This is a genomic window from Flavobacterium sp. CR10 (assembly GCF_055814415.1).
In genome coordinates this window covers 265,604-288,145 of sequence record NZ_CP185985.1, presented here as the reverse complement: position 1 = coordinate 288,145, position 22,542 = coordinate 265,604, and the positions used below count along the sequence as shown (strand labels likewise).

24 protein-coding genes and 2 tRNA genes are annotated in these 22,542 nt (G+C 34.1%); 12 read left to right on the top strand and 14 right to left on the bottom strand.

Annotated elements, in window-relative coordinates; genetic code table 11:
- Positions 1 to 86: 86 nt before the first annotated feature.
- The 3 genes from ACNRYB_RS01350 to ACNRYB_RS01340 are packed head-to-tail and all read right to left on the bottom strand — an operon-like array spanning position 87 to position 2,210.
- A complete protein-coding gene (locus ACNRYB_RS01350) occupies positions 87 to 437 on the bottom strand; it encodes a carboxymuconolactone decarboxylase family protein (RefSeq protein WP_473729027.1) in 351 nt (116 codons plus the stop codon).
- Positions 430 to 1,245: a twin-arginine translocase subunit TatC gene (gene tatC / locus ACNRYB_RS01345; RefSeq protein ID WP_111364306.1), complete on the bottom strand. Its 816-nt coding sequence runs from the start codon at positions 1,243 to 1,245 to the stop codon at positions 430 to 432. Before tatC ends, ACNRYB_RS01350 begins: the two co-directional genes overlap by 8 nt.
- Positions 1,245 to 2,210, bottom strand: a complete 966-nt coding sequence (locus ACNRYB_RS01340; protein WP_165352458.1) for a KpsF/GutQ family sugar-phosphate isomerase — start codon at positions 2,208 to 2,210, stop codon at positions 1,245 to 1,247. Before ACNRYB_RS01340 ends, tatC begins: the two co-directional genes overlap by 1 nt.
- A gap of 86 nt (positions 2,211 to 2,296) precedes the next feature.
- Between ACNRYB_RS01340 and recQ the strand changes: the two genes are divergently transcribed.
- Positions 2,297 to 4,492 carry a DNA helicase RecQ gene (gene recQ / locus ACNRYB_RS01335; protein WP_473729026.1) on the top strand — a complete coding sequence of 732 codons (2,196 nt, stop codon included), beginning with the start codon at positions 2,297 to 2,299 and terminating at the stop codon, positions 4,490 to 4,492.
- 91 nt (positions 4,493 to 4,583) lie between these two features.
- On the opposite strand, the gene ACNRYB_RS01330 is transcribed toward recQ, so the two are convergent.
- Complete coding sequence (locus tag ACNRYB_RS01330; RefSeq protein WP_111379894.1) at positions 4,584 to 4,820, bottom strand: hypothetical protein; 237 nt, start codon at positions 4,818 to 4,820, stop codon at positions 4,584 to 4,586.
- 332 nt (positions 4,821 to 5,152) lie between these two features.
- On the opposite strand from ACNRYB_RS01330, the gene ACNRYB_RS01325 reads away from it, so the two are divergent.
- The 3 genes from ACNRYB_RS01325 (at position 5,153) to ACNRYB_RS01315 (ending at position 8,626) form a co-directional block, all read left to right on the top strand.
- Positions 5,153 to 6,712: an NAD(P)/FAD-dependent oxidoreductase gene (locus ACNRYB_RS01325; protein WP_473729025.1), complete on the top strand. Its 1,560-nt coding sequence runs from the start codon at positions 5,153 to 5,155 to the stop codon at positions 6,710 to 6,712.
- Between the two features lie 75 nt (positions 6,713 to 6,787).
- A complete protein-coding gene (locus ACNRYB_RS01320; protein WP_473729024.1) occupies positions 6,788 to 7,489 on the top strand; it encodes an SMI1/KNR4 family protein in 702 nt (233 codons plus the stop codon).
- A gap of 48 nt (positions 7,490 to 7,537) precedes the next feature.
- The gene (locus ACNRYB_RS01315) at positions 7,538 to 8,626 is read left to right on the top strand and encodes a DUF6630 family protein (protein ID WP_473729023.1); all 1,089 of its coding nucleotides are present in this window, start codon (positions 7,538 to 7,540) and stop codon (positions 8,624 to 8,626) included.
- A 288-nt stretch (positions 8,627 to 8,914) separates the two neighbouring features.
- On the opposite strand, the gene ACNRYB_RS01310 is transcribed toward ACNRYB_RS01315, so the two are convergent.
- The gene (locus tag ACNRYB_RS01310) at positions 8,915 to 9,874 is read right to left on the bottom strand and encodes a quinone oxidoreductase family protein (RefSeq protein WP_473729022.1); all 960 of its coding nucleotides are present in this window, start codon (positions 9,872 to 9,874) and stop codon (positions 8,915 to 8,917) included.
- A gap of 126 nt (positions 9,875 to 10,000) precedes the next feature.
- Entirely contained in the window at positions 10,001 to 11,404 is a 1,404-nt protein-coding gene (locus ACNRYB_RS01305; protein ID WP_473729021.1) for an aminopeptidase P N-terminal domain-containing protein, read from the bottom strand.
- 259 nt (positions 11,405 to 11,663) lie between these two features.
- Between ACNRYB_RS01305 and ACNRYB_RS01300 the strand changes: the two genes are divergently transcribed.
- The gene (locus ACNRYB_RS01300; RefSeq protein ID WP_129749015.1) at positions 11,664 to 12,101 is read left to right on the top strand and encodes an META domain-containing protein; all 438 of its coding nucleotides are present in this window, start codon (positions 11,664 to 11,666) and stop codon (positions 12,099 to 12,101) included.
- A 74-nt stretch (positions 12,102 to 12,175) separates the two neighbouring features.
- Here ACNRYB_RS01300 and ACNRYB_RS01295 read toward each other — a convergent pair whose 3' ends face one another.
- The 5 genes from ACNRYB_RS01295 to msrB form a co-directional block, all read right to left on the bottom strand.
- On the bottom strand, positions 12,176 to 13,408 hold the full coding sequence (locus ACNRYB_RS01295) for an RNA polymerase sigma factor (protein WP_473729020.1): 1,233 nt from the start codon (positions 13,406 to 13,408) through the stop codon (positions 12,176 to 12,178).
- A 63-nt stretch (positions 13,409 to 13,471) separates the two neighbouring features.
- The gene (locus ACNRYB_RS01290; RefSeq protein WP_129749013.1) at positions 13,472 to 13,810 is read right to left on the bottom strand and encodes a YciI family protein; all 339 of its coding nucleotides are present in this window, start codon (positions 13,808 to 13,810) and stop codon (positions 13,472 to 13,474) included.
- An 83-nt stretch (positions 13,811 to 13,893) separates the two neighbouring features.
- Positions 13,894 to 14,346, bottom strand: a complete 453-nt coding sequence (locus ACNRYB_RS01285) for a carboxymuconolactone decarboxylase family protein (protein WP_095929380.1) — start codon at positions 14,344 to 14,346, stop codon at positions 13,894 to 13,896.
- A 185-nt stretch (positions 14,347 to 14,531) separates the two neighbouring features.
- Positions 14,532 to 15,137, bottom strand: a complete 606-nt coding sequence (msrA, locus tag ACNRYB_RS01280) for a peptide-methionine (S)-S-oxide reductase MsrA (protein ID WP_473729019.1) — start codon at positions 15,135 to 15,137, stop codon at positions 14,532 to 14,534.
- Between the two features lie 7 nt (positions 15,138 to 15,144).
- On the bottom strand, positions 15,145 to 15,699 hold the full coding sequence (gene msrB, locus ACNRYB_RS01275; RefSeq protein ID WP_129749011.1) for a peptide-methionine (R)-S-oxide reductase MsrB: 555 nt from the start codon (positions 15,697 to 15,699) through the stop codon (positions 15,145 to 15,147).
- A gap of 294 nt (positions 15,700 to 15,993) precedes the next feature.
- Between msrB and idi the strand changes: the two genes are divergently transcribed.
- From idi to ACNRYB_RS01240, 7 genes are all read left to right on the top strand, one after another.
- A complete protein-coding gene (gene idi / locus ACNRYB_RS01270) occupies positions 15,994 to 16,521 on the top strand; it encodes an isopentenyl-diphosphate Delta-isomerase (RefSeq protein ID WP_473729018.1) in 528 nt (175 codons plus the stop codon).
- A gap of 21 nt (positions 16,522 to 16,542) precedes the next feature.
- Positions 16,543 to 16,953 (top strand): 6-carboxytetrahydropterin synthase, encoded by a 411-nt coding sequence (locus ACNRYB_RS01265; RefSeq protein ID WP_066033610.1) that lies wholly within the window; start codon positions 16,543 to 16,545, stop codon positions 16,951 to 16,953.
- Positions 16,954 to 16,956: 3 nt separating this feature from the next.
- Positions 16,957 to 17,415, top strand: a complete 459-nt coding sequence (locus ACNRYB_RS01260; RefSeq protein WP_129749009.1) for a peroxiredoxin — start codon at positions 16,957 to 16,959, stop codon at positions 17,413 to 17,415.
- A 57-nt stretch (positions 17,416 to 17,472) separates the two neighbouring features.
- Entirely contained in the window at positions 17,473 to 18,441 is a 969-nt protein-coding gene (locus ACNRYB_RS01255) for a type I phosphomannose isomerase catalytic subunit (RefSeq protein ID WP_473729017.1), read from the top strand.
- 57 nt (positions 18,442 to 18,498) lie between these two features.
- Positions 18,499 to 18,765, top strand: a complete 267-nt coding sequence (locus ACNRYB_RS01250) for a hypothetical protein (RefSeq protein WP_119792966.1) — start codon at positions 18,499 to 18,501, stop codon at positions 18,763 to 18,765.
- A gap of 76 nt (positions 18,766 to 18,841) precedes the next feature.
- Positions 18,842 to 18,915 (top strand) — tRNA-Thr (locus ACNRYB_RS01245).
- 111 nt (positions 18,916 to 19,026) lie between these two features.
- Positions 19,027 to 19,100 (top strand) — tRNA-Thr (locus ACNRYB_RS01240).
- Positions 19,101 to 19,378: 278 nt separating this feature from the next.
- Here ACNRYB_RS01240 and ACNRYB_RS01235 read toward each other — a convergent pair.
- The 3 genes from ACNRYB_RS01235 to ACNRYB_RS01225 all read right to left on the bottom strand — a co-directional run bounded on the left by ACNRYB_RS01235 (position 19,379) and on the right by ACNRYB_RS01225 (position 22,523).
- On the bottom strand, positions 19,379 to 20,146 hold the full coding sequence (locus tag ACNRYB_RS01235) for a DUF4369 domain-containing protein (protein ID WP_129749007.1): 768 nt from the start codon (positions 20,144 to 20,146) through the stop codon (positions 19,379 to 19,381).
- Between the two features lie 132 nt (positions 20,147 to 20,278).
- Positions 20,279 to 21,109 (bottom strand): hypothetical protein, encoded by an 831-nt coding sequence (locus ACNRYB_RS01230; protein ID WP_473729016.1) that lies wholly within the window; start codon positions 21,107 to 21,109, stop codon positions 20,279 to 20,281.
- 148 nt (positions 21,110 to 21,257) lie between these two features.
- Entirely contained in the window at positions 21,258 to 22,523 is a 1,266-nt protein-coding gene (locus tag ACNRYB_RS01225; protein WP_129749005.1) for a patatin-like phospholipase family protein, read from the bottom strand.
- Between the last annotated feature and the right edge of the window lie 19 nt (positions 22,524 to 22,542).

Sequence of the window (22,542 nt, the reverse complement as noted above, 5' to 3'; positions counted from 1 at the left end):
TAAGTTTAATCGTTTAATCGATAAATCGTTTATTCGTTGCAAATTAACAAATAAACGATTCAACAGTTAAACGTATTAACAATTATTTATTTCCCGTTCTCTTCAAGCGCTTCCCAGAATTCGTAAGCTCTTCTTAAATGAGGAATAACAATTGTTCCGCCAACAAGAGTGGCAATTCCCATTGCTTCCATCATTTCTTCTTTAGAAACACCTTCTTTATAGCTAGTTTCCAAATGGTATTTTACACAGTCGTCACATCTTAAAACTGTAGATGCTACCAAGCCTAAAAGCTCTTTTGTTTTTACGTCAAGAGCACCTTCTGCATATGCATTGGTGTCAAGATTAAAAATTCGCTTTACAATTTTGTTGTTGTCAGCAAGCAGTTTTTCGTTCATTTTAGAACGATAGTCGTTAAATTCTTGAACTATATCAGACATTTTCTTTTAATTTATTTTTATAAACAATCTTCGAAATTAGAATACTAACCTCGTAAATAAGTAACATTGGAATTGCGACAATGGTCTGGCTCACAACATCTGGTGGCGTCACGATTGCAGCAATAATTAAAATAATTACGACGGCATATTTCCAATACTTTCTTAAGAATTCAGGAGTTACTAATCCTAATTTTGTTAAGAAATAGATAGCGATTGGGAGTTCAAAAAAGATGGCGCTTCCGAGAATACTCGTTTTAACCATTCCCATATAAGATTCCAGGGTGAATTGGTTCTTTACTACATCACTCACGGAGAATGTTGCAACGAAGTTTACCGACATCGGAATTACAACAAAATATCCAAATAATACTCCTAAAAAGAAAAGCAATGAAGAAACAAAGATGAATAATTTCGCATTTTTTCTTTCTTTCTCATAAAGAGCCGGGCTAATAAATTTCCAGATTTCCCATAAAATATAAGGGAAACTCAAAATAAAACCTGCCAAAAGACACATCCAGACAAAAATATTGACCTGACCTTCCATTTCGGTATTTTGAATAATGAAATTCAGCTCTGTAATACAGATGCTGTCTGCAAATCCTAATGAATGAGATAAGTCGCAAAACCATACATAAGTAAAAAATGTTGGTCTAATTGGACCTAAAATAATTTGATCAAATAAATAATCACTAATAAAATAAGTCACAATTGCCATTATGATTGTTGCAAGTGTACTTCTAACCAATAACCATCTTAATTCTTCAAGATGATCCAAAAATGACATCTCGCCAAGATTTTTCTTTGCCATTATACGATTCCTTCTTTTAAAATGTCATGTAAATGTAAAACTCCTTTATATTCTCCGTTATCCGCAACGATTAATTGCGTGATCGAAAAGTCTTCTAAAATATTTAAAGCATCAACAGCCATAGTTTCAGACGAAACTACTTTTGGATTTTTAGACATAATATCTTTTGCAGTTAAATCTGCAATAGTATCTACGTCGTTTAGCATTCTTCGGATGTCTCCATCGGTAATAATTCCAACAATTTTATTGTCTTCAATCACTGCTGTAACGCCTAATCTTTTTTCAGAGATTTCAAAAATCGCTTTTTTTATAGAAGTTTCTGGAGTTACAGCCGGTTTTAATGAATGCTCGATCATGTCTTTTACGCGAAGCAGTAATTTTTTTCCTAAAGCACCTCCCGGATGATAAACCGCAAAATCTTCTGGTTTGAAATCGCGCATTTCCATTAGGCAAACTGCCAATGCATCACCCATTACAAGTTGTGCTGTTGTACTATTTGTAGGAGCTAAATTGATAGGGCAGGCTTCTGTGTCGACAGTTGTATTTAAAACCAAATCAGAACCTTTTGCCAAAAATGAAGTTGTGTTTCCTGTAATGGCAATCAAAGTATTTCCGAATCTTTTTAATAAAGGTACAAGGACTTTAATCTCTGGACTATTCCCGCTTTTAGAAATACAAATAATAACGTCATCGTTTTGTATCATTCCTAAATCACCGTGAATAGCTTCTGCAGCGTGCAAAAACATAGAAGGAGTTCCAGTTGAGTTAAAAGTAGCCACCATTTTTTGAGCAATAATGGCGCTTTTTCCAATTCCTGTAACGATTAGACGTCCTTTAGATTCGTATATGCGTTGGACAGCTTCGTAAAAATTTTCGTCCAAAAAATCAATTAGTTTTGTAATTGCTTCACTTTCAGAGAGTATTGTTTTCTTGGCGATCGCCAATATATTTTCTTTTGTGATCAAAACAGAATATTTAAAATTTGTATGTATAAAAGAAAGTTGTATCTTTATGTGTTGCAAATTTATACAAAATACCATTAATATAGAGAATGAATTCAAATGAAATTGAAATACATAAAGAATTAAAGAAGTATTTCGGCTTTAGCCAATTTAAAGGCTTGCAAGAGCAAGTCATTACGAGCATTTTAGACGAGAAAAATACATTCGTAATTATGCCGACCGGTGGAGGAAAGTCTCTTTGCTACCAATTACCGGCTTTAATTCAAGAAGGAACAGCAATCGTTGTTTCTCCATTAATTGCTTTGATGAAAAATCAGGTTGATGCAATTCGAAGTCTTTCGTCTGAAAATGGAATTGCACATGTATTAAACTCCTCTCTAACCAAAACAGAAATTGCTCAGGTTAAAAAAGATATTACTTCTGGATTGACCAAACTTTTGTATGTAGCCCCAGAATCATTAACAAAAGAAGAATATGTTGCATTTTTACAAAGCGTACCTATTTCTTTTGTTGCCATTGATGAGGCACACTGTATCTCAGAATGGGGACATGATTTTCGACCAGAGTATAGAAATCTTAGAAATATAATTAAGCAGTTGGGTAAAGTGCCAATTATTGGTCTTACAGCAACCGCAACACCAAAGGTTCAGGAAGATATTCTGAAAAACCTTGACATGGCCGATGCCAATACTTTTAAAGCATCGTTCAACAGACCGAACTTGTATTATGAAGTTCGTACAAAAACTAAAAGCATCGAATCGGATATTATTCGATTCATCAAACAGCATAAAGGCAAATCTGGAATTATTTACTGCTTAAGCCGTAAAAAAGTAGAATCGATTGCCGAAGTTTTACAAGTAAACGGAATCAGTGCTGTTCCTTATCACGCAGGTTTAGATGCAAAAACACGGGCGAAACATCAGGATATGTTTTTGATGGAAGACGTAGATGTCGTTGTAGCAACAATTGCCTTCGGAATGGGAATTGATAAACCAGACGTTCGTTTTGTAATTCATCATGATATTCCAAAATCACTAGAAAGTTACTATCAAGAAACGGGTCGTGCAGGACGTGATGGAGGAGAAGGGCATTGTTTAGCTTACTACTCTTATAAGGATGTCGAAAAGCTAGAGAAATTTATGTCTGGAAAACCAGTTGCTGAACAAGAAATTGGTTTTGCACTTTTACAGGAAGTTGTGGCCTATGCCGAAACCTCAATGTCGCGTAGAAAATTCCTTCTTCATTATTTTGGTGAAGAATTTGACAGCGAAACCGGAGAAGGTGCCGATATGGACGACAACGTTCGTAATCCAAAACATAAAATTGAAGCGAAAGAACAAGTGGTTAAACTACTTGAAATTGTTCGCGACACCAAACATATCTACAAATCAAAAGAAATTGTGTTTACTTTGATCGGACGTATTAATGCGGTGATTAAAGCGCATAAAACAGATACTCAGCCTTATTTTGGTTCTGGTTCAGACCATGACGAAAAATACTGGATGGCATTATTGAGACAAGTTTTGGTTTCAGGCTATTTATCTAAGGATATTGAAACTTATGGAGTAATAAAAATTACGAAAGAAGGTTTAGACTTTATCAAAAAGCCAGTTTCATTTATGATGTCTGAGGATCATGAATATACAGAAGCTGATGATGAAACTATTGTAACAGGAGGTAAGTCTTCTGGAACAGCAGACGAGGTTTTAACAGGAATGCTTCGTGAACTTCGTAAAAAAGTAGCTAAAAAACTTGGAGTTCCGCCATTCGTAGTTTTCCAAGATCCTTCAATTGAAGATATGGCTTTAAAATATCCGATAACAATTCAGGAATTATACAACATTCATGGTGTTGGTGAAGGAAAAGCAAAAAAATACGGAAGCGAATTTGTTGCCCTAATCAGCCGTTATGTTGAGGACAACGATATTATTCGCCCAGACGATTTAGTCGTAAAATCTACAGGGGTAAATTCTGCCAACAAATTATACATCATTCAGAATATCGATAGAAAACTTCCGCTAAGTGATATCGCTTCCGCGAAAGGTTTAACGATGGATGCTTTGATCAAAGAAATGGAACAGATTGTTTATTCTGGAACAAAACTGAACATCAAATATTGGTTAGACGATATTTTAGATGACGATCAGCAGGAAGAAATTCACGATTATTTCATGGAATCGGAATCTGATAAAATCGAAGACGCACTAAAAGAATTTGACGGCGATTATGATATTGATGAATTGCGTTTAATGCGTATTAAGTTTATTAGCGAAGTAGCGAATTAAAAAGTTTACAGTCGCAGTTTACGGTCTCAGTAAACTGCGACTTAAAATTAGTCTCAGTACAAAACTGTAAACTGTGACCGAAAAGTGAAAACTACTCGTAGAGTTCCCCACGATGCGGTTTCAAAGCATCTCTTACTTGAATCATATTTTCGTCGGTTACGACCATAAATGCTATGGCGTACATTTCGTCTATGATTTTGTATCCTGTAATATTTAAAGGTAATTTTTCGATTGCAATATATTCTTTTAAATGAATTTCGTGGTGTTCAGCAGTTTTAGCTGAAGCTGGTCCGCGGAAATCCCAAATCAGTTTTATTTTTCTAGACATTTTTTATTAGGTGCAAAGGTTCTGAGTTGCAAAGGTACAAAGTCTATTTGAAAAAAGGTTCTAAGGTTCTGAGATACTAAGGTTCTAAGTCTTTTTTTTCGTAGAGACATACAGTGTGTCTAACTGCTCTTAAAAGAAATCTTTTTAATCCAAATAATCTGTGGCTAAAAATAAATCGCAAAGATTTTATGAAAAATAAATAAGGATAAAATCTGCTTAGATCTGCGTAAATCTGCGTGAAAATTTAGAGTAAATATAAAATCTCATTTCAAAATAGTACTTTTGCATGTTCTTTTCATAGAAAGAAAAGCTAATAGAATAAAAAAGACAAAATGCCTAAAGAACTTTTACTTCAAGTTACACCCGAAATTGCTGCAAACGAATCATTGCTAAAAGACCATTTGTCAAAGCAGATTAAAGTTTCTGCTCAAGAAATTCAGCATGTTTCAATTTTAAAACGCTCTATTGATGCACGTCAGAAAGCGATTAAAATTAATTTGAAAGTTCTTATTTATTTAAAAGGTGAACCTTTTCAAGAAACTAAAATTGAACTTCCTATATATAAGGATGTTTCCAATGCACAAGAAGTAATTGTTGTTGGAGCAGGTCCAGCGGGACTTTTTGCGGCATTGCAATTAATTGAATTAGGTTTAAAACCAATTGTTTTAGAACGCGGAAAAGACGTGCGAGGCCGTCGTCGTGACTTGAAAGCGATAAATCGCGAGCATATTGTAAACGAAGATTCTAATTACTGTTTTGGTGAAGGTGGAGCAGGAACGTATTCTGACGGAAAATTATATACCCGTTCTAAAAAACGTGGAGATGTAACTAGAATTCTAGGACTTTTAGTCGCTTTTGGAGCTTCTGAAGATATTTTGGTAGAAGCGCATCCGCATATTGGAACCAATAAATTGCCTAAAATTATTGAAGACATCAGAAATAAAATCAGAGAGTTTGGCGGCCAGGTTTTATTTGAAACCCGTGTAAACGATATTTTGGTAAAGAATAATGAAGTAGAAGGAATCGTAACGCAAAACGGAGATAAAATTCATGCCAATAAATTAATTTTGGCAACGGGACATTCAGCTCGTGATATTTTTGAATTATTAGATAAAAAGAAAATTTTAATAGAAGCAAAACCATTTGCTTTGGGAGTTCGAGCAGAGCATTCGCAGGAATTAATAGACAGCATTCAATACAGCTGTGATTTCCGTGGAGAACATTTGCCACCAGCGCCATATTCTATCGTAAAACAAGTTAACGGCCGCGGAATGTACTCATTCTGTATGTGTCCAGGAGGTGTAATTGCGCCATGCGCAACAAGTCCGGGTGAAGTGGTTACAAATGGTTGGTCGCCTTCTAAGCGTGATCAAGCAACAGCAAATTCTGGAATTGTGGTCGAGTTGAAATTGGAAGACTTTAAACCTTTCGCAAAATTCGGAGCTTTGGCGGGAATGGAATTTCAAAAAAGTATCGAACAAAAAGCTTGGCATTTGGCTGGGGAAACCCAAAAAGTTCCAGCACAGCGAATGATCGATTTCACTAAGAGTAAAGTTTCAGCAGATATTCCGAAAACATCTTATGTGCCAGGAACTACTTCGGTAGAATTGGGACAGGTTTTTCCAGGATTTCTAACTCAGATTATGCGTCAGGGATTTCAGGATTTTGGAAAATCAATGCGCGGTTATTTAACTAACGAAGCTATTTTGCACGCACCAGAAAGTAGAACTTCATCACCAGTTAGAATTCCGAGAGATCCTATAACCTTAGAACATTTGCAAATCAAAGGGTTATATCCATGTGGAGAAGGTGCAGGTTATGCGGGCGGAATTATTTCTGCAGCCATTGATGGCGAAAAATGTGCCTTGATGATTGCGGAGTCCTTGAAATAATTGGCCTCAGGTTTTTTGGTGTAGTAAAAAGATTGTTATCTTAGTGGTTTGATTGTAATAGAATTTGCCCCAAAGATGACAATACAAGAAATAGAGAAAAAATACGGATTCACTTTCCCGCTTTTATACAAGCAATTAGACGCTGACGGTATGTTGGACGTCGGAGAATATGGCCCAAATTGGTATACAGAAGTTTATCCAACCTTAAAAGATAATCCGCCTTTGCTTTTGCATTCGTATGATTTTGAATCGCTGAATTTGAAATCGGTTGCCGAAGAAATAGAAGAGCTTAGAGATCCTGAGGATTATCGAAATATCAATCCAGAATTTAAATTTATTCCGTTTGCCAAAAGTGGCGGTGGCGACCATTATTGTTTCTTTTTAAACGAAGAAAATAATGGAGATGTGCCGATCGTTTTTGTCTGGCACGATTCTAATGAAGTCAATTATTTGGCAAAAAACCTTCAAGATTTTATCTTCAAAGTTTTATTGATCGATATGTCAAAAAAAGATATTTACAACGAACTTTCTGATGATGAGTTTAGGAGTGATATTGAATTGGTGTTTAAGTCGCACCAGAAATATTTAACCGATAAGCAAAGAGATATTTTGTCAAATATTTTAAAGAGGGATATTATTGATTACGAAATTAATGTTTCTCCGAAAATAGTAGAATCTGCAAGAGGATTGCTAACGGATCATGAACTTCAGTCTATTATTGACAGCGTTATTCCTTTCGATAAAATGAATCAAAGTTTTAAATATTCGAACGAATAATTTTACAGAAAAACACTACTACATTTGCGTAAAAAATAACAATATATAATGGCAGGTTTTTTTTCCAATTTATTTAATAGAAATAATGATCCAAAATCAATTATTTCTTTTGATGTTATTGATGCAATTTATAGTCATTTGCATCATGAATCTAATAGTCTAGAGTTCAGAGTAAAAGGAATTCATGATACGGTTACTGTAAATTTATATTCTGTTCCTTCCTCATTAGATCACGAAGAAGGAAAAGCAGAAGTTAAAAAAGCGGGATTTAATAATGCGTATGAAGTTCTGAACGAACTTTATAAAAAACTGAATATTGGAGGCTTGTCAGAAGAAGCGATGCAAGATGATTTACAATATGATTTTATTCATATTCAGTTTTATTCGGAGCCAACTGCTGAGGAGAAAAAGTTTTTCAAACATTCCATAAAAAACTTTGTAATCTTTTTTTGCTGTACGAATAGTTTAGAAATAAATGACTTTAGGATGTTGTATTCAGGGAAACATTTCTTCGATTACACAAAAGGGTTGCTGGAGAGCGAAGCTATTGATGTGAATAATCCGAAGAATAAAAGTCAGGAAATAGGAATTAAAGATTTCAAAAAAGTTTTGCAAGCCATCTGCCAGTATTTTAGTATCGAGATTTCTGCGGGTGTTGAGCTTCCGTCTTCAGAAAATCTGCTATTAGATGACAAAGCAACTGTAGAGGATTTTGAAGAGTTTGTCAAATTGGTTTCAAGAAACAGTATTGAAGAAAGTGATCTAAAAAAATATGCAGAGAAACTTTTTGAAAACTTCAATGATGAAACCAAAGATTATTATGAAGCGACAGAAGATCATTTTATCTTTTTTGAAGAAATAAATACTTGGCATAGCGATTGGAAATTTGATCCAGAAGATGCCGAATATTTTATTTCTGAAATGCTTGGCGAAGATTTCAAATTTGATTATCCAGAAGAAACCTATAGTCATGATCTGTTTCCGTACATTCAATCAGCGTTGGAAAAACGCGGTTTTGAATTAATGACTTATAATACAAATGGAGATGATTATTTGTTTTTTGTAGCTAATAAAGAAGATGTATATAGGATTTTGGAGTTATCGGAAATAACTAAAATTGAAATAGATCGATTGTAATAATTTAACCGTATCAATTTCATTTAGTTCCTACGGGACAATTAATCTGGGGTGTTTAATTGTATTTTACTACCAATATTTAACTCCTATCGGAGTTTTTTTGAATCTTCTTTTTAGTGTCTCGTAGAGACTAAATATTGGTAGATCACAAATGATAAGGAAGAGTTGTCCCGTAGGGACTATATTGTGCGGTCAAATACAATGGATAGCCACGAATTCACGAATTTATTTAAAAACTTTACGCATAGATTTTAAAAATAAAATTCGTGAATTCGTGGCGAAAAAAAATTAAGGTATCAAAATAATTTTTCCTGTACTTTTTCTGCTTTCTAAGAAATCGTGCGCCAGTTTTCCTTCTGATAATTTAAATGAAGTTGGTTCTGAAAGTTTGATTTTTCCTTCGGTAATCCAATCGAATAATTGAGTTGCTCTTTTGATTCTTTCTTCTTTAGAATTTAAATAGCTCCATAAATCGCCTCCCGTTAAAGTTTTGGAACCGTCCATTAACATTCTCGGATCTACAGGTGCTGGATCGCCGCCCGCCATTCCGAAGAAAACAACTTGTCCGCATTCTTTGGTCACTTCAAAACTTTCCATTAAAGAGCTTCCGATACTGTCATAAACAACATCAACACCTTTAGAAGCAATTTTAAAAACTTGCGATTTCCAATCTTCATTATAAAGAAAAACATGATCTGCGCCTTGTTCAAAACCAATTTTTGCTTTTTCAGCAGATGAAGTTAAGCCAATAACTGTTGCGCCAAGAAGTTTACTGATTTGAGTTAAAATCTGTCCGACTCCACCAGCAACTGCGTGTATTAGAACCGTTTCTCCTTGAATGGTTTTATGGCTGTCTGTTGCAAGATAATGTGCTGTTAAACCCTGAAGCAAAACAGAAGCTGCAGTTTCAAAAGAGATTTTTTCTGATAATGGGATAATATGATTTACGTTAACGGCAACCAATTCTGCATTGGCAAATGGAGCATCGGCAAAAGCTACACGATCGCCAACTTTATATTCTGGATGATTGTTGGCATCGACTACAATTCCAGCGCCTTCATAACCGGCAATAAAAGGAGGATTTCCTTTTAAATGATAATTTCCTTTTCGACGGTAAACATCTGCAAAGTTTAATCCGATGGCTTTCATCTCGACTAAAATTTCGTCTTGTTTTAATTGCGGATTAGGGATTTCTATATATTCTAAAACATCTGATTCTCCAAAAGAAGAAAAGGTAAGTGCTTTCATTTTTTTTAATATTTTAAGAAAGCAAAGTTCGTGAAAAATCAAAAGAAAAAGCCTCAAATTATTTTGAGGCTTTAGTTATTTTTTTTGCCATTCCCGATAACTATAGGGAGTGGCAGAAAATATAAATTAGATCTTAGGGAATTTCATGTCATTAAAAGTACTTTTTTGTTTGGCTAAAGCTTCGATGTCTTGCCATTTTCTTGGAGAATCTGCAGAAAGGTTTTCATACGAATCTTTAAGCATCAAAATATCATCTTCAATACGAACACCGATATTCCACCATTTTTTATCGCATTTGCTGTTTGCAGGAATATAAATTCCAGGCTCAACAGTTAGAATCATATTTTCTTTTAGATTTCCCATATAGTTTCCTTTATCATGAACATCTAAACCAAGAAAGTGTGAGCAGCCGTGCGGATAATATATTCGGGCGTCTTTTGGATCTGTAATAATTCCTAATTTAATTAATCCAGCCGCAATAACTTCTTTTGCTTTTTTGTTCAAATCCTGAATTGGAGTTCCTTCTTTACAAAGTTTAAAAACTTCTTCTTGAGCATCATAAACAATTTGATAAATCGCTTTTTGTTCTTCAGTAAATTTCCCGTTAGCAGGAATTGTTCTTGTAACGTCTGCAGAATAACCATGATATTCAGAGCCAACATCCATTAATAATAATTGATTGTCGATTTTTGTGGCATTGTTTTCCCAATAGTGTAGGATGCATCCATTTGCTCCAGCGCCCACAATTGGGCCATAGCCTTCTCCTTCAGCTCCATAATGTTTATGAATGTAGGCATGAATTCCGTCAGCTTCGTTTTCGCTCATATCTGGACCTACAGCTTTCATAACTTCGTTGTGCGCAACACAAGAAAGTTTTACGGTTTTGCGCATCAGGACAAGTTCTTCAGGAGTTTTTATTTCACGAAGAGAACTGGTAATTTTATTGAATAATTCTGTTGAAGTTTCATTTGCTTGCGTAATTCCCGCTTTAGCTTTAAATGATTTTAGTAACGCATATAAATTATCAGGATTATTGTTTTCTGCTACATCTGTTGGAATTTTATCATAAATAATTTTATCAAATTTTGCGAAATCAATTGCAAATCCATTAAAATCTTTTCCATTATAAACGGTTGTAAAACCTAGTTTCGATTTTGCGCCTTCAATTCCTAAACGCCTACCTGTCCACATTTCATATGTTGCATTTCTCTCTCTAACAAAAAGCACTTCATTGTACTTTTCCGTTCCTTGTGCCTCTTTAAAAATTAATAATACAGCATCGGGTTCTTTGTATCCCGATAAATAATACATATCGGGATTTGCGTGGTAGTTGTAATCGACGTCTCTAGAAAAGACTCTTTCTGGATAAGAAAAAATAACGGCAACCGAATTAGCAGGCATTAAAGCTCTAAAAGCTTCGCGACGCCCGTGATGAAATTCTTTTTCGAGATAATCTGTTGGAAGGTTTTCTTGCGAATGAGCAAATGGCATTGTCAATGCAAATACAAGCAAGCATAGAAATTGTTTCATTTTTTTGGTTTTTTATTGATGATTTTTGGCTTTTTGATCAACGCAAATTACAAAAAAAATAATGGCACTTGTTTTATTTTAAACATTTGGACTATAGAACTTTAAAAAAATATAGTAACTTAGTTACAGAAATAACAGCTTATGGTAAAACATAAACTTCGATAAATCTTGTAACTGGGCATGGATATTGAGAAAAGAATTTTTATAGAATGGTTTGAATCTTCAAAAAACAAATTATAAATCTTTAAAGAACATTTTTATGAAAAAATACACATTTGCAGTCCTTTCAGTTTTAACCTTATTATTTGCTTCATGTACAGCATCAAAATCTGCTTCAAGCGGAGATGATTTATTTGGTACAACTTGGGAGTTGGAATATATTTCGGGGCCAAGAATTGCTTTCGAAGGATTATATCCGAATAAAAAACCACAAATTACTTTTGATAAAAAAGAAACAAAGGTTTATGGAAATAATGGCTGTAATGGTTACAGCGCGCCATATACTTTAAATGGTAAATCTCTAACTTTTGGAGAGCCTGGGCCAACAACAATGATGTTTTGTGAAGGCGGAGGAGAACAAACGTTTTTAAAACAAATGGAAAAAATTACAAGTTATTCTATTGATAAAGATGGCAAACTGAATTTAATTCAAGGTGATATACCAATGATGCGATTTAAAAAAGTAGCTAAACAATAGTCTAAAAATAAATACGGAAGAAAGTGAAATGAAACCAATCATTTCACTTTTTTTTGTTTTTATGGCAAAACAGTTTAGTTTAACTGCTTCATATTTTTACTGATTATGGCTTTGTCGGCAGAAGTTTTGGCTAGATTCATTGCGGTTTCAAAATGGTTTAAAGCCTTTTTTGTGTCAATTTCAGAATAGAGATTTCCAAGTAATGAATAATAAAAGTGATTATCGGTTAAATTTAGTTTTTCGGCTTCTTTGATTGCTTCTTTTTTACCTTTTACTTTAGACAAAGCGTAAGTTCTGTTTAAAGCCACAATTGGCGAATATTCTAAAATAATCAGGTTGTTGTAGAGTTCTAGGATATTTTCCCATTTTTCGATGGTTTCTTTTTTTATAGTGTGCCAATAAGCAATTCCAGCTTCCAAGTGGTATTTCGAAAGTGTATTTCCTGTTGAAGATTTGCTTAAAAAGTAAGTTCCTCTGTCAATCAATTCTTGATTCCAAAGCGATTGGTCTTGATCTTCATATAAGATAATTTCGCCATTTAAGCCAGTTCGTGCATCAAACCTTGAAGAATGAAAACACATCAAGGCCATTAAAGCATTGGTCTGAGGCAAATTGGTGCTTTCGTTTTGAATTAATAAATAAGTCAGACGCATGGCTTCAGTACAAAGGTCTTTTCGTAAAGTGGTATTTTGCGAAATAGAGTAGTAGCCCTCAGAATAAATGAGATAAATCGTTTTTAGAACGGTTTGAATTCTGTCTTTTATTTCAGAATTGCTGGGATGCTGAATTTTTATATTTTCTTCTTTGAGTTTTTCTTTGGCACGATTAATCCTTTTATAAATAACTTCTCTGTTAGATAAAAAGGCATCAGAAATTTCATTTACTCCAAAACCGCACAATAAATTTAAAGCAAGGGCAATTTGAGCTTCTTCAGAATTACATGGATTGCAAACCGTAAATATCATCGCGAGCTGACTGTCGGCAATATTCTGATCAGATAAATCAATATCTATTTCCGGATTGTTTAATGGAGTGTTGTGTTTTATTTCGGTAACAATTTTGGTTTCAAAAACGTTGTTTCTTTTCAGGTGGTTTTTGGTTTTATTTTTTGCAACGGTATAAAGCCAAGCTGAAGGGTTTTCTGGAATTCCTTTAATAGCCCAAGTTTCTGAAGCGGTCAAAAAAGTATCACTTACAATATCTTCTGCAATTTCGATATGCTGAATTCCGAATAAGCCGCAGAGAACTGAAACTATTTTTTGATATTCGGTTCTGAATAAATTGGGTAAAAGTTCTTTGTGCTCCATATTTTTAAGAAAAAATGCCTAAGTAAAGATACAAAGGCATTTTATATAAGTTAGTTTAAAATTTTAAACCGCCATTCTAATTTCGACATTTCCGCCAAAATTTAAAACTGGACATCCCTGCGCTATTTCGGCTGCTTCATCATAATCTTTGGCTTTTATGATTATTAATCCGCCAATAGATTCTTTGATTTCAACAAAAGGTCCGTCGGTAATTCCTTTATTCGAATTTACAAGTTTTCCTTGACCATCCCAGCGTTGCAATGGTCTTGCCAGTTTATCTTGAGCAGCAAGACTTCCAAACCAGTTTTGCCATTGCTGTAAATGCTGTTGCAATTCTTCTGGTGAAGGCTGTGCTTCTTTTGTTTTAAAATCTCTTCTGAAAATCAATAAAAACTCGTTCATTTTTTTATGTTTTTACAATTGAATAATCTGCTTTAAGTTGTATAAAGTTAATTGTTTTTTAGAAAATAAAAATCAATTATTGTTTATCCGAACTGTCCAACTCTGTAAGTTCCTGGTGTATTAGCAAAAGTAATATTTAGACGATTCCAAGCATTAATTGCAGCAACGGCAAGGGTAAGATCTATTAATTCTTGTTCTGTAAATTCAGCTTTTGCAATTTCGTAAATTTCGTCTGGAACATCGCAAGCGTTTACTGCTTCTGCCAAAGCAAGAGCAACTCTTTCTCTTTTTGTGTAATAAGGAGCTTCTCTCCAAACACTTAATCCAAATAAGCGTTGTGTTGTTTCTCCAGCGGCTAAAGCTTCTTTTGAATGCATATCTAAACAATAACCGCAGTTGTTGATTTGAGAGATTCTGAAATTTATTAATTCCATTAGAGAGGCTTCAATTGCTCCTTTTTTTAAGTAACCGCTAATTCCAAATAATGTGCTAACTGCTTTTTGACCTTGTTCGAATAAATTAAGTCTAGTTTCCATGATGTATAATTTTTAATTGTTTATATCCTAATAACAATCGAACTTTCAGGATTGGACAAAAAAATTGAAAAAAAGTAAAATATTTTTTCAATTAAAAGAGAACCCCAGTGTTTATTAGGGTTTTCAAAATAAAAAAAAACCGTCCACCTAAATGGACGGTTTTAGAATAATATCTATAATAATCGTTATTTCTTTTTGAGTTTGTCTTTAAAAACCTTTTCAAACTTTTCTATTTTAGGCTGAATTACCATTTTGCAATACGGCTGATTTTTGTTGTTTGCATAATAGTTTTGATGATAATCTTCGGCTTTGTAAAAAACTTTGAAAGGTTCCACTTTTGTTACTATCGGACTGTCATAAACTTTCGCTTTGTTTAGTTCGGCAATAATGCTTTGTGCCGCTTTTTTCTGTTCTTCATTTTTATAGAAAATAACAGAGCGATATTGCGTTCCGACATCAGCTCCCTGACGGTTTAAAGTTGTAGGATCGTGAACGGTAAAAAAGACTTTAAAGATTTCGTTAATATCAGTTACATTTTTGTCGTAAGCAATCTGAACCACTTCGGCATGTCCAGTTTCTCCTGTGCAAACTTCTTCGTAAGTTGGGTTTACGGTTTTTCCGCCAGAAAATCCAGAAACAACAGATTTTACGCCGTCAAGATTTTCGTAAACGGCTTCAACGCACCAATAACAGCCTCCGCCCAGTGTAATAGTTTCCAGGTTCGCTTTTTTATTTTGAGAAATGCCATTTAGCGAAAGCGCAAAAAGACATATTAAAAGTATATTTTTCATTTGTAAATTATTTGTTGTCTGGAATAAAGTCAAGAGCAATTGAGTTCATGCAGTAGCGTTTTCCAGTAGGAGGAGGACCATCATCAAATATGTGGCCTAAATGTCCACCACAGCGTCCGCAAAGCGCTTCAATTCTTTCCATTCCGAGAGAATTATCTTCTTTAAAAACAATGCTTTTTTTGTTTTCTTGTTCAAAAAAACTTGGCCATCCGCAGCTGCTTGAGAATTTTGCTGTAGATCTAAAAAGCAAGTTGCCGCAAGAAGCGCAATAATACGTTCCTTTTTCATCGGTATTCCAATATTTTCCCGTAAAAGGTCTTTCGGTGTCAGCTTCGCGCATTACGGCATAAACATCTTCAGGCAAAACCTTTTTCCATTCGGCATTGCTCACGTTTAGTTTCTTCGTGTCAGTATTAGAATAATAAGGGTTTCCGGGCTTGCTGATTTTATTTTCCGTAACAGCTGTGTTTGCAGATTGTTTTTTTGTGTTTTGTCCGCAAGCCTGTAAAACAAAAAGCGGAAGTAAAAAACAAAGGCTGAAAATTAGATTTTTAGATTTCATAGTTCTTGGGTGAATTAATCTGTACATCAAAGATACGTTGGGAATTAGCTTTAAAATACAGGGAGTGTTATTATTGAGATTTTTTTAAGTGTGTTTTAACTTTTTATTAGTTACGTAAAATACGACAATGTAGTTTTTATGTCTTAATTTTAACAGCTTTTAAATTTTACTGCATGATTATTTTGTTGGAAATCAGTAAAATAGAAGTTAAGTAAAAAGGTTGGCTTTTGCCAAACAGAATTAGGATTTTTAAGCCATTTCTTTTTTCGTATTTTTGTTTGCTTAAGAAGCCTTATGACAGAAGAAAACGTAATATTAGTTAATCAGAACGATGAACAGATTGGCTTAATGCCAAAATTAGAAGCACATGAAAAAGCGCTTTTGCACCGTGCCTTTTCGGTTTTTATTTTAAATAGTAAAAACGAAATTATGCTGCAGCAGCGTGCGCATCATAAATATCATTCTCCTTTGCTTTGGACTAACACTTGCTGCAGTCATCAGAGAGAAGGCGAGAATAATATTGAAGCAGGAAGCCGAAGATTGTTTGAAGAAATGGGTTTTAAAGCTGAATTGAAAGAATTGTTTCATTTTATATATAAAGCGCCTTTTGACAATGGTTTGACAGAACATGAATTAGATCATGTTATGATTGGCTATTATAATGAGGAGCCCAACATAAATCCAGACGAAGTAGAAGACTGGAAATGGATGAGTATTGAAGATGTGAAAGCAGATATTGAAAAACAGCCCGAAATTTATACCGTATGGTTTAAGATAATTTTTGATGAATTTGATCATTATCTTGAAGACCATAAATTATAGCCAAACTAACCAGAAGCATAAATGAGAGTAACCATATCAAGAAAAGCACATTTTAATGCTGCACATCGACTACATCGAAAAGATTGGTCATTTGAAAAAAACGATGCTGTTTTTGGAAAATGTAACAATCCTAATTTTCATGGTCATAATTATGGTTTAACAGTAAGTGTTACAGGAAAAATTGACCCCGAAACTGGTTTTGTTCTCGATGTGAAAGTATTAGCGGATATTATACGAGAAGAGGTAGAAATTCCGTTTGATCACAAAAATCTCAATCTGGACGTTCCAGAATTTGCAGATTTGAATCCGACCGCAGAGAATATTGCTGTTGTGATATGGAATAAAATTAGACAACGAATTCATGCCGACTTTGATCTTGAAGTTGTGCTGAACGAAACGGAACGAAATTTTGTAACTTATAAAGGAGAATAAAAAATGTCATTAAAAATAGGAGATATAGTTCCGAATTTTACTGCAAAAGACAACAATGGTGAACTTTTTGAAAGCCAAAGCGTTTTAGGAAGAAAGCCATTGGTGATTTATTTTTATCCAAAAGATAATACGCCTGGCTGTACAACCGAAGCTTGCAGTTTTCGGGATCAATACGAAGATTTTAAAGATTTGGGAGCTGAGGTAATTGGTATTAGCAGCGATAGTGTAAAGTCACATCATAAATTTGCCGCTAAACATAAATTACCTTTTATTTTGCTTTCAGATCAAGATAAAAGATTAAGAAAACTTTTTGGTGTTCGCAATAACTTATTCGGACTTCTGCCAGGACGCGTTACGTATATAATTGATAAAAATGGTTTGGTAATTTCGATATTTGATAGCGCAAATGCGGCTAAACATATACCGAAAGCCTTAGAAGCCGTACAGGAATTAGTGTCATAGAATACCAAAATAGTATCAGAATAAAATTAATTAAACAAATATATTAGCCTAAAAAACATGAGCCAAAATTTATACCCATTGCAATTTGAACCGATTTTGAAAGAAAGAATCTGGGGAGGAGAAAAACTAAAAACAATTCTAAACAAACCAATCGTTTCTAAAATTACGGGCGAAAGCTGGGAATTATCTACTGTACAAGGAGATGTAAGTGTGGTTGCAAATGGAGTTTTAAAAGGAAAATCTTTAATGGATTTAATCGATGAAACACCAGACACTATTTTAGGAACTAAAGTTTATGAAAGATTTGGAAAACAATTTCCGTTACTTTTTAAATACCTAGACGCGAGAGAAGATCTTTCGATTCAGGTGCATCCAAATGATAAATTGGCAAAAGAGCGTCACAATTCATTCGGAAAAACAGAAATGTGGTACGTAATGCAAGCCGATGCCGATGCTAGAATTATTGTTGGTTTTAAAGAAGATTCTAGTAAAGAAGAATATTTAAAGCATTTGCACGATAATACTTTAGTTTCCATTCTAGATGATGTGAAAGCAAAATCGGGAGATGTTTTCTTCTTAGAAACCGGAACTGTTCATGCAATTGGAGCTGGATTGGTAGTTGCAGAAATTCAGCAGACATCTGATATTACTTATAGATTGTACGATTTTGACCGTGTTGATGCACAAGGAAACAAAAGAGAATTGCACGTAGATCTTGCCCTAGACGCAATTAACTATAATAAAGTAGACACACAGAAAAAATACGAGACTAAAGTAAATACTTCAAATACGGTTGTAGACTGTCCTTATTTTACAACTAATTTTCTTCCGTTAGAAAATAAATTGGAAGTTGCTAAAAATGGAGAAACATTTACGGTATATATGTGTATTGAAGGTGATTTTGAAATTGAATATGACGGATTCAAACAGGCTTACAAAAAAGGAGATACTGTTTTGGTTCCAGCTGCAATAAATGCATTTAGCTTGAGCGGAAAAGCTTCAATTTTAGAAATTTACATTTCTTAGCATTAAATTTAAAGATAATATGTACTTTTGCAGACGCAAATTAAAATAAAAAGAAAAATGGCAAACGTTAAGAATTTAAAGAAAGACATCAACTTTGTATTAGGAGATATTATTGAGGCGGTTTACTTGTTTGAGATGTCAACAACAGGAAGTCCAACTCCAGAAACGAATGCTTTGGTTGATGAAGCTATTGCTGTATTTGATACTTTGATTACAAAAGTGAACGCTAAAAACGTTGAAAATAAAAAAGCACATTTCAAACAAATTAATGTTGAATTAGAACAAGCTGCTAATCAATTGATTGAAAAAATCAACGCACTATAAGCAAAAAAAAGCGTAAAAAAGTGCAAAAATATTTTGGGAAATTGAAAAACCGCTTTATATTTGCACCCGTAATGACGCCGATGTAGCTCAGCTGGCTAGAGCAGCTGATTTGTAATCAGCAGGTCGTGGGTTCGAGTCCCTCTATCGGCTCAAAAAACGGAAACCATCACAGAAATGTGGTGGTTTTTTTAATTATAGAGAGAGGTGTGAATTTTTTTTGGAATATTAAAAAACATTTATATCTTTGCACTCGCAAAATAGGCCGATGTAGCTCAGCTGGCTAGAGCAGCTGATTTGTAATCAGCAGGTCGTGGGTTCGAGTCCCTCTATCGGCTCAAAAACCATCACAGAAATGTGGTGGTTTTTTTTTTTGTTCCAAAATGAAAAAAAATCCAATTTTTAAATTTCAAATATCACCTTTCAATTTTTAAACTTATAAAGTTTTTTCAATGGGTGGTAAATGGCAATAGTTAAATATTTGGGATCTTTTGTTGTTTTTAAGAGGTTTTTTTTAATAGCGTGGGTGTTTGCATTATTTAATTTGAAATTTCAATTTAGAGCATAAAAAAAGCCCTGAATTTCTCAGAGCTTTGAATGTTTTGTAAACGAAAAATTATTTTTGTGCTTCAGTTGTTGTCGTTTCAGCTTTAGCAGCTGCAGGAGCTTTTTGTTCTTCTTTTTTGATGTCAGCAACATATTTTGTCAATTTCTTTCCGTAAAGCGATTGCGCTACTTTTGGAGTCATCGATTTTTGAATGGTGTCCAGAAACTTAAGGTTGATGTCGTAAATCTCTGCCAAAGCAATATAAGGTGCTACTTCGTGATCTTTATTGTTGATAGCAAAGTTTGTTGCGTACAAATATTTTCTTTTGATATTTGATTGCTGTTTTGCGTCAAGACTGTCAAGAGCTTTTTGGTCTTTTCTTTTTAAAGCTTTGAACTTTGCTTCAACCATAGATAAGTTCTCGTCTCTAAAGCGAGAATTTATTTTTTGATATTCTTCGTATAATTCTTGGTTTTTAGATCCAGTAATTTTTGCGCCAGCGATGAAATTATCTAAGTTGGTGTCAATATTGATATTTCCTGGTTCAGCAAAGAATAAAATGTTATTGTCTAATGAGTTTGTTACACCACGATCTAAATATAGGTATAACATTTCTGGAGATTCTAATTTAATGTCTCTTTCAAAAGCCGAGTTTCCGTCAATTTTGATGCTGTCAATGGCAACGAGAGAAGTGTCAACAATTCTTTGGATATATAAAGTTCCGGTTTTTAAACCTTTAATGTTTCCTGTAATGTGTAGGTTATCGGCAGCAGTTTCTTTTTTGCTGCAAGATGCTAATACTGCAAGAGTAACAAAAGCAATTAATGTTTTTTTCATTGGTTTTTGAGATTTTGGTGCAAAATAAAGAAAATAGTTTAAATGTAAAGAGACAGCCGTTTTATTTTTATAAAAAAAATAAATCCCAATCTATTTCTAAATTGGGATTTTAAAGTCGTATAGGAAAAGGTCTTACATCGAAAGATTGAATGAAGAACCGTTTTCGTGTGTATAAGTGTAAAGTGCATCGCAGTCGTTATTTCCGTAATCTACTACGCCGTTTAAAATGCCTCCTTGTACTTTTAGTTGTCCTTTAGAGATAAATAGGCAAGAATATTTTTTAATCAATGGTTCTTTTACAGTCAAAGTAAGCGTTTCTCCATTTGAAGCCGTTACTGTATGAGTTCCTTCTGAAATTTCATATACATTATCAGATAAGACAAGTGGTGTATCTACGCCAGCTGTTTGTTTAGTAGTGTAGATTCCTGAATTGGTATAAACACCTCCTTGTAAATCTGTCAATTTACCATTGGTTACTTTTCTAGTCCATTGTGGTACAGTTGCAACAGTTGTAGTATTGGTGTATTCAATAGTTCCTTCAAGTTTGATGCCTTTTATAGAATAGTCAATTCTTTCAATTGTCATTTTGCTTCCAGTTTCAGTGATTGGTCCAGAAAGCGTAACTTTTAGTTTTCCTTTGCGTGTAAGATTGTTCGCATCTGTGCATCCTACTGTTCCGAAATCTGCTAAAAAGACTTTAGGATAGCCTCCTTCGTTTGTTGTAACCGTAATTGTTGCGCAAATTCCAGGAGCTGTTTCGGCAGTTTTTCCGGTTGTTGATGTGCTTGTACTGATTAAAAGACCTGTGCTGAGGTCCATTTCGTTTGAAGTGTCAACTGCAACTGAAGCTCCGATGTTTACCAAGCTTGTTGAAGTAGTTTCTTCGTGATTATCACTTGAACAAGAAACATATAAAAGTGCTGTTGCACAAATAGCTGTTAATAAAATAGCAGTTTTTTTCATAATGGTTTTGTTTTTGGATTAGATTAATAAGGCATTCAAATGTAACAAAAAAATAAATTACAATTAAAAAATCCTGTAATGGGTATTTACAGGATTTTATAACGATTTTTTGAAGTAAAAATTATGACTGCTTAAATTAAAAATGATTTTATACAGATTTGTAATAATTGCTTTTTGCCTTTCTGATTTTTTTGTATTCTTCCCAATTAAAGCGGTTTAGGAAGGTGGCTGCATTTTGAGCGCCTCTTATAAAAAGGTCGATTTTTGCATCATCAGTCAGATTAAAGTTTAACCAATTATGGCTTCCTGTGTCAATGTATCCAATCAAGTGTTTGAAGTCTGGATTCTTTTGCAGAAATTCATAATCGTAACCATATCGAGCTGTGTCAAACATCGAACTTATTAAATTGGAGAATTTTTCGTTTTTATTGATTTCGTTTTTGTCATAACCTAATTTTATTCCGAAGGTAGGGGAGGCGGGGACATTCATATTTTCGTGAAAAATATCGATTGGGAAATTCGAAATAATGCCTCCATCCATAAACATAACTTCTGATGGCACCGATGTTCTTAGGCAAGTTGCATCGTTCCACTTGTTCCAAGCATCAATTCCGCCTGGAATATTTTTAATTTTAAAAGGAGTGAAAAATAACGGAATCGACATAGAAGCGCGAACAAAATCGGCTGGGTTTTGGACATCGGGATTGGAGTAAAATAAATCAATCATTTTAGGAAAAATGATTTTACTTTCGGTAGTGATATCAGCGGAGATAATTGCCATTTGGCTCCAATGATCTACTCGAGTATATTCTACTTTATCTCCGTGATTTGGCAGATTTATTCGATATAATTTATTCTTGTCTGAAACGCCTTTTTCTCTTAAAGCTCTCAAGTCGGCATAATTTTTTATTCCTTTTTGTGAAAGCAGATTGGTCATCCATTGATGAAAATTGTTCCCGGGATTTAATCCTAAATCATCTTTAAAATTATCCACAACCTGACATCCTTTCATTATTAATTTTAGATTTCCGGCATCGCTTAATAAAGCGTCGATAAATTCTCGGGCATCATGATCTCCATCAACAAAATCGTATAAGTTTTTATTGCAAAGACATTCCAAAATCCATTCTGATTTTTCGATATCGCATGTTCCGGCTGCGGCCATCAGCATAGTATTGATACTTCCTGCAGAAGTTCCTGCAAGACTTAAAAACCGAATTCCCATTTGTTCCAAAACATATACATAGCCGACTAATGCAATTCCAAGAACACCTCCGCCTTCTTGCACAAGATCAACATATTGGCAATTATTATTATCTATAATATCAGAGAATTTTTTGCCTTCAATCTGTTCTTTTAAATCTTTTATAATTGCTAGAACTTCCCCGTTTTCTGTAAACTTCTTCTTGTCCATGATTTCTAGAATTTTAGAT

Coding starts and splice junctions, on each gene's coding strand:
- ACNRYB_RS01350 (WP_473729027.1), bottom strand. CDS start 437: ATGTCTGATATAGTTCAAGAATTTAACGACTATCGTTCTAAAATGAAC.
- tatC (WP_111364306.1), bottom strand. CDS start 1,245: ATGGCAAAGAAAAATCTTGGCGAGATGTCATTTTTGGATCATCTTGAA.
- recQ (WP_473729026.1), top strand. CDS start 2,297: ATGAATTCAAATGAAATTGAAATACATAAAGAATTAAAGAAGTATTTC.
- ACNRYB_RS01330 (WP_111379894.1), bottom strand. CDS start 4,820: ATGTCTAGAAAAATAAAACTGATTTGGGATTTCCGCGGACCAGCTTCA.
- ACNRYB_RS01325 (WP_473729025.1), top strand. CDS start 5,153: ATGCCTAAAGAACTTTTACTTCAAGTTACACCCGAAATTGCTGCAAAC.
- ACNRYB_RS01320 (WP_473729024.1), top strand. CDS start 6,788: ATGACAATACAAGAAATAGAGAAAAAATACGGATTCACTTTCCCGCTT.
- ACNRYB_RS01315 (WP_473729023.1), top strand. CDS start 7,538: ATGGCAGGTTTTTTTTCCAATTTATTTAATAGAAATAATGATCCAAAA.
- ACNRYB_RS01310 (WP_473729022.1), bottom strand. CDS start 9,874: ATGAAAGCACTTACCTTTTCTTCTTTTGGAGAATCAGATGTTTTAGAA.
- ACNRYB_RS01305 (WP_473729021.1), bottom strand. CDS start 11,404: ATGAAACAATTTCTATGCTTGCTTGTATTTGCATTGACAATGCCATTT.
- ACNRYB_RS01300 (WP_129749015.1), top strand. CDS start 11,664: ATGAAAAAATACACATTTGCAGTCCTTTCAGTTTTAACCTTATTATTT.
- ACNRYB_RS01295 (WP_473729020.1), bottom strand. CDS start 13,408: ATGGAGCACAAAGAACTTTTACCCAATTTATTCAGAACCGAATATCAA.
- ACNRYB_RS01290 (WP_129749013.1), bottom strand. CDS start 13,810: ATGAACGAGTTTTTATTGATTTTCAGAAGAGATTTTAAAACAAAAGAA.
- ACNRYB_RS01285 (WP_095929380.1), bottom strand. CDS start 14,346: ATGGAAACTAGACTTAATTTATTCGAACAAGGTCAAAAAGCAGTTAGC.
- msrA (WP_473729019.1), bottom strand. CDS start 15,137: ATGAAAAATATACTTTTAATATGTCTTTTTGCGCTTTCGCTAAATGGC.
- msrB (WP_129749011.1), bottom strand. CDS start 15,699: ATGAAATCTAAAAATCTAATTTTCAGCCTTTGTTTTTTACTTCCGCTT.
- idi (WP_473729018.1), top strand. CDS start 15,994: ATGACAGAAGAAAACGTAATATTAGTTAATCAGAACGATGAACAGATT.
- ACNRYB_RS01265 (WP_066033610.1), top strand. CDS start 16,543: ATGAGAGTAACCATATCAAGAAAAGCACATTTTAATGCTGCACATCGA.
- ACNRYB_RS01260 (WP_129749009.1), top strand. CDS start 16,957: ATGTCATTAAAAATAGGAGATATAGTTCCGAATTTTACTGCAAAAGAC.
- ACNRYB_RS01255 (WP_473729017.1), top strand. CDS start 17,473: ATGAGCCAAAATTTATACCCATTGCAATTTGAACCGATTTTGAAAGAA.
- ACNRYB_RS01250 (WP_119792966.1), top strand. CDS start 18,499: ATGGCAAACGTTAAGAATTTAAAGAAAGACATCAACTTTGTATTAGGA.
- ACNRYB_RS01235 (WP_129749007.1), bottom strand. CDS start 20,146: ATGAAAAAAACATTAATTGCTTTTGTTACTCTTGCAGTATTAGCATCT.
- ACNRYB_RS01230 (WP_473729016.1), bottom strand. CDS start 21,109: ATGAAAAAAACTGCTATTTTATTAACAGCTATTTGTGCAACAGCACTT.
- ACNRYB_RS01225 (WP_129749005.1), bottom strand. CDS start 22,523: ATGGACAAGAAGAAGTTTACAGAAAACGGGGAAGTTCTAGCAATTATA.